Origin of the sequence: Mesorhizobium sp. M0991, from assembly GCF_040318915.1 — a bacterium.
Lineage (GTDB): Bacteria > Pseudomonadota > Alphaproteobacteria > Rhizobiales > Rhizobiaceae > Mesorhizobium.
Genome location: NZ_JAMYNE010000081.1, coordinates 1 through 4,788, shown reverse-complemented (window position 1 = coordinate 4,788; position 4,788 = coordinate 1). Strand labels below are relative to the sequence as shown.

At 60.9% G+C, this 4,788-nt stretch carries 6 protein-coding genes; 3 read left to right on the top strand and 3 right to left on the bottom strand.

All coding sequences use genetic code 11. The features are described 5' to 3' along the window. Positions 1 to 602: 602 nt before the first annotated feature. The 3 genes from NKH70_RS35415 to NKH70_RS35405 are packed head-to-tail and all read right to left on the bottom strand — an operon-like array spanning position 603 to position 2,584. A complete protein-coding gene (locus tag NKH70_RS35415) occupies positions 603 to 1,400 on the bottom strand; it encodes a hypothetical protein (protein ID WP_353027452.1) in 798 nt (265 codons plus the stop codon). Between the two features lie 11 nt (positions 1,401 to 1,411). After that, positions 1,412 to 2,149: a HupE/UreJ family protein gene (locus NKH70_RS35410; protein ID WP_353027451.1), complete on the bottom strand. Its 738-nt coding sequence runs from the start codon at positions 2,147 to 2,149 to the stop codon at positions 1,412 to 1,414. 48 nt (positions 2,150 to 2,197) lie between these two features. After that, entirely contained in the window at positions 2,198 to 2,584 is a 387-nt protein-coding gene (locus tag NKH70_RS35405; RefSeq protein WP_352491415.1) for a hypothetical protein, read from the bottom strand. Positions 2,585 to 2,689: 105 nt separating this feature from the next. Between NKH70_RS35405 and NKH70_RS35400 the strand changes: the two genes are divergently transcribed. The 3 genes from NKH70_RS35400 to NKH70_RS35390 form a co-directional block, all read left to right on the top strand. Then, entirely contained in the window at positions 2,690 to 2,971 is a 282-nt protein-coding gene (locus NKH70_RS35400; protein WP_352466313.1) for a metal-sensing transcriptional repressor, read from the top strand. A gap of 8 nt (positions 2,972 to 2,979) precedes the next feature. Further along, positions 2,980 to 4,317, top strand: coding sequence for a cation diffusion facilitator family transporter (locus tag NKH70_RS35395; RefSeq protein WP_353027450.1), 1,338 nt, complete (start codon positions 2,980 to 2,982; stop codon positions 4,315 to 4,317). 67 nt (positions 4,318 to 4,384) lie between these two features. Next, the coding region (locus NKH70_RS35390) for an MFS transporter (protein ID WP_353027449.1) at positions 4,385 to 4,788 on the top strand (404 nt) is incomplete at its 3' end.

The window sequence follows — 4,788 nt, the reverse complement described above, 5'->3', positions numbered from 1 at the left end:
TGCGCTCTTTTACGAGATCAACGACGCCGGTCTTGACGAGCGGATACAAGCCGATGGCAACCGCCACCCACAAGGCTTGTATTGGTATGAGCTGCTGCCAATACAGCAACGCCATCAAGCCGGTAAACAGGATGCGCGCGACTTCGAACCAACGTTCGCGCGTCATCAGCGATCGCCAACCCGATGGAGCCGCTTTAGGCGCCGGTGCGACGCTTTCGGTGCTTGCTATCGCGGATTTCATGATTGGCTCGCTATCTCGGATTTGCGGTCTTGGCGTGAAGCGTGAGCGCATCAGGCCCCCCCGCGGCGGCTAGTCCTGTCCAGCCATGGTATCCGACATAGAGGCCCACGGCGATAATGAGAATGCTCGAGAAATGGGAGCCCAGCGCGGGACGGTCGAGAACCAGGACCAACGCCTGGTCGCGTGCAGGACGCTCGGGGCAGCGGCAGCCCCGACCGTGACGACAGCGATCGTAAGGCCGATCGAGAAGCACAGCACCAGCGAGTGCATGAAAGCTTTCGATACAATTTCGCGCTCCACGGTGGAACAGGCAAACAAGTCACGCCCGGCACCACAAGTGCCGGGCGTACCTGGTACTGCTTTAGATCATCCGCTTAATGTCGATGTAATCGCCTTCGGTCTGGATCGTCAGCGTCACGTCGCTGTCACCGCGGTTGCGCCAGAACCAGCCATGATTTCCATCGAAGGCGGCTTCAATGGCACCTTCGTCAGCTGGAACGCTGCGGCCCTTTTCGTAGCTTACGGACTGACCGCCGCCATCGCCGTGCGTCTCGAAGTTCACCACGCCACCGTCCGCTGTCCAGGAAAAGTTTGCCTTGGCACCCTGCCGCATCACGAGCTTGACCTCAATGCCCTGACCCGGTGTCAGTGTGAAGGACATTTCATCTCGCCTTCCGGTGGTCGGGGCCGGCGCTTCCGCGGGAATTTCTGCGACCTGCGGCGCCGCACTCGGATTGACTGGCAGGGCTTCGGCAGGAGCAATCTCTCCAACTGTCACATTGTCTTGGGCAATGGCCTCCCCAGTTGGGGATGGCTGCGACGCGGGCTGTTCGGCGGTAAGGGCAACGAGGAGGTTTTCAATTCGGTCCATGCGCGCCATCAACTCGGCTGGAGGGACCATTTGCGTCATCCGCTCGGCCGAAGCCTTCGCGCTGGCCATTTCGTCCGCTGCCGCCTCGGCTGCCAACTGTGTTTTGATTTCGCCCATTCTGGTGAGGCCGAGCAATCTGCCCGCCCCCGTCAGGTCGATTGCATACTCGGACGGCATAACGACCGAGACAAGCAAGGCGAGCGCCGTCAGCGCGGCAATGAAGGTGGAGCGCTTCAGCTGCGCTGAAGTGGGCAATTCGGCGCGAGTGGGCAAGTCAGTATTGTACATTGTTGCGGTTCCTATGCTGCGACGAACAGGCCGGTGAGCTGATATCCGATCAGCAGGAACCCGGCCGTCATCATGATGACGTTTGCGGTATAGGCGTGACGCCAGAAGCTTCGTGTGCGGCGCCAATAGCCCATCACGATCAGGATGGCTCCAAGAGCCATGAGCTGGCCGATCTCGACACCGACATTGAAGGCGAGCAGATTGGGCACCAGGCCGTCCGGCGAGATGTTGTATTCGATGATCTTCGTCGACAGGCCAAAGCCGTGGAAGAAGCCGAAGACCAGTGTCGCGACCTTGGTGTTCGGCTGGAAGCCGAGCCATCGCTGGAAAGCGCCCATATTGTCGAGCGCCTTGTAGACCACGGACAGGCCGATGATGGCGTCGATGATGTAGCTGTTGATGCCGACGTTGAAGTAGACGCCAAGCAGCATGGTCGTGGAGTGGCCGAGCGCAAACAGGCTGACGTAGATGCCGATATGCTTCATCCGGTAGAGGAAGAAGATCACGCCGAACAAGAACAGAATGTGGTCGTATCCGGTCACCATGTGCTTGGCGCCGAGATAGATGAAGGGCAGCATGTTGATGCCCGAGATTTCCTGGATATAGCCCTTGTCGCCGGCGGCAACGGCATGGGCAAAGGCTGCTCCTGCCAGCAGCGGCAGGGTCAGCAGAGCGATAAGCAGGGGCAGGGCGGGTCGCCAACACGTGCGACGCGCGCGTGATCGGCCCTGATCGAAGGGTCCTTGCATGAAATTTCCAATCTTCGTCGTTGAGGGTGGCCGCGTGAGCGGCCGCGATCATGCTGCGAGGAACGGTCTCGGCGGTCGATCAAGCCGGAATGTCGTGTCCGGATCGACGAAAGTCGGCTGATACTTTAGCCAGCCCCGCTCGATCTGTGGAACGGTCGGCGCGAAGTCGGCGGGCGTACTCGCCGTTTCGTGCGAGTGGTCGGCCGCATTGTGCCCGTGAAAATGGCCAGCGCTCTGCTCGTCGGCGACGCCGTCATCATTTGCATGGTCATGATTTTCGATCTGCGCGGCGGCTTCGACTTGGCGCTCGATCGTGGCGGCGGCAAGTGCGACCGGATCGTGCGAGGCCGAATAGCCGAAAGGACGCAGCATGCCGAACGTCATCGCCAAGGCGATGACGAGACAAAAGGCTGAGCTGTGGATCCGATTCGGCATGAACGGCGATTATTCTCCAAAATCCTAAGGAATGGTTGTTGCATGCACCAGAATCGAGGCCTCTTTGAGACTTGCATATCCCCTCCAGGAGGATAGTATCAACATATGAGCGAGCAACCTCACATCCACGAAACCCATCCCGATATCGTCAAGCGCCTGAAACGGGCTGGCGGACATCTCAAGGGTGTCATCGAAATGATCGAAGCGGGCCGGCCCTGCCTCGACCTCGCCCAGCAGCTTCATGCTGTCGAGAAGGCCATTTCGCAGGCCAAGAAGACCTTGATCCAGGATCATCTCAACCATTGCCTTGAAGACGTCGTCGGGCCGTTGGCGCGCGAGCAGCGCCGCTCGATCGACGAATTCAAGGACATCACCAAGTACCTGTGAGAAGCGCCATGAAGGACAAAGTTCGCGATTGGTTTGGATTTGGCCCGATGACGCAAGGTTTTGGCGGCCACGGACATGATCACGGTGATGGCGGCCATGGCCACACACACGGTGTCATAGATCCGACGATCGCCACGACGACGCGCGGCATCTGGGCGATCAAATGGTCGTTCGTCGTTCTGGCTATCACGGCAGCGCTCCAGCTTGTGGTTGTGTTCCTCTCCGGCAGCGTGGCGCTGCTGGCCGATACGATCCACAATGTCGGCGACGCGGCCACTGCCATTCCGCTGTGGATCGCGTTCGTGCTGGCCCGCCGCAAGCCGAGCAAGACGTTCACCTACGGGCTGGGCCGGGTCGAGGATCTGGCTGGAATCGTCATCGTTCTCATCATCCTCTTCAGTGCCGTCGTTGCCGGCTATGAGGCGATCGACCGGTTGATCAATCCGCGTCCCATCACGTTTCTTGGCTGGGTCGCCATCGCCGGCCTCATAGGCTTCATCGGCAATGAAGCGGTCGCCGTATTTCGTATCCGTGTCGGGCGAGAGATCAACAGCGCTGCGCTGATCGCGGACGGCTACCATGCCCGCACCGACGGCTTTACCAGCCTGGCGGTCGTGCTGGGCGCTATCGGCGTGTGGCTGGGCTTTCCGCTTGCCGATCCGATCGTCGGGCTGCTGATCACCGTGGCGATCTTCGCCATCGTCTGGCAGTCGTCGAAAGCCGTGTTGACCCGCATGCTCGACGGTGTCGAGCCCGGCATCATCGACGAAATCCATCATGCCGCCGAACACGTGTCGGGCATCGGGCGCGTTGAAAGCGTGCAGGCACGCTGGATCGGACATCGCCTGCATGCCGACGTCGCCATCAGTGTTCCGGAGATGGCGACGGCCAAGGACGTGCTGGGCGTTAGCGAGGCCCTCAAGGAGGAACTGTTCGCTCACTTGCCGGCGTTGGCGGAAGCCAATGTCCGCCTGGTGAGCCCGGCCGGGTCGGCCGTCACTGGCGCGGAAACCTCTCATGCTCACCATCATGCGCCGGAGCCCTTCAAGGTCGCCTGCGATCTGGCTGAAGGGACGTTGGAAATCGTCGACACGGCGGCCGGCGAGCGGATGCGGCTGACCATAGACCGGCACGCCGATGATTTGACAGCGACTGTGATCATCGACCGGCCCAACGGGCCAGAGACGCTTCGCCTCCAGCCCGTAGCCGACAACCATCATCGGCTTGAGAGCACCGTCGCCCCTGCTGAGCCGCATGAATTCCAGGCGAGGTTGATCCTGCTCGCGAAGGGTCGGGAGCAGGTGCTGCCATTCAAGATGGTCGAGCCGGAAGGCCACCACCACTGAGACAGGCGGGCTGTTCGCGCTACATTCCTGGCTCGACGAACCCCAATCCGCTGCAAGAAGGCAAAATATGCTTCAGGTCCTGGCCGATCGCACCTACCGTCATCTCTTCCTGGCCCAGGTCATCGCCCTGATCGGCACTGGCCTTGCCACCGTAGCACTCGGGCTGCTGGCCTATGATCTTGCCGGCGCCGATGCAGGCGCGGTGCTCGGCACGGCGCTCGCTATCAAGATGATCGCCTATGTCGGCGTGGCGCCTGTCGCCGCTGCGTTCGCAGAGCGCCTGCCACGCCGCACCATGTTGGTTTCGCTCGACCTCATCCGGGCAGCAGTCGCGGTGTTCCTGCCCTTCGTTACCGAAGTCTGGCAGGTATATCTTCTCATCTTCGTCCTGCAGTCGGCGTCGGCAGGCTTCACTCCGGCCTTCCAGGCCTCTATTCCTGACGTGCTGCCCGAGGAGAAGGACTACACGCG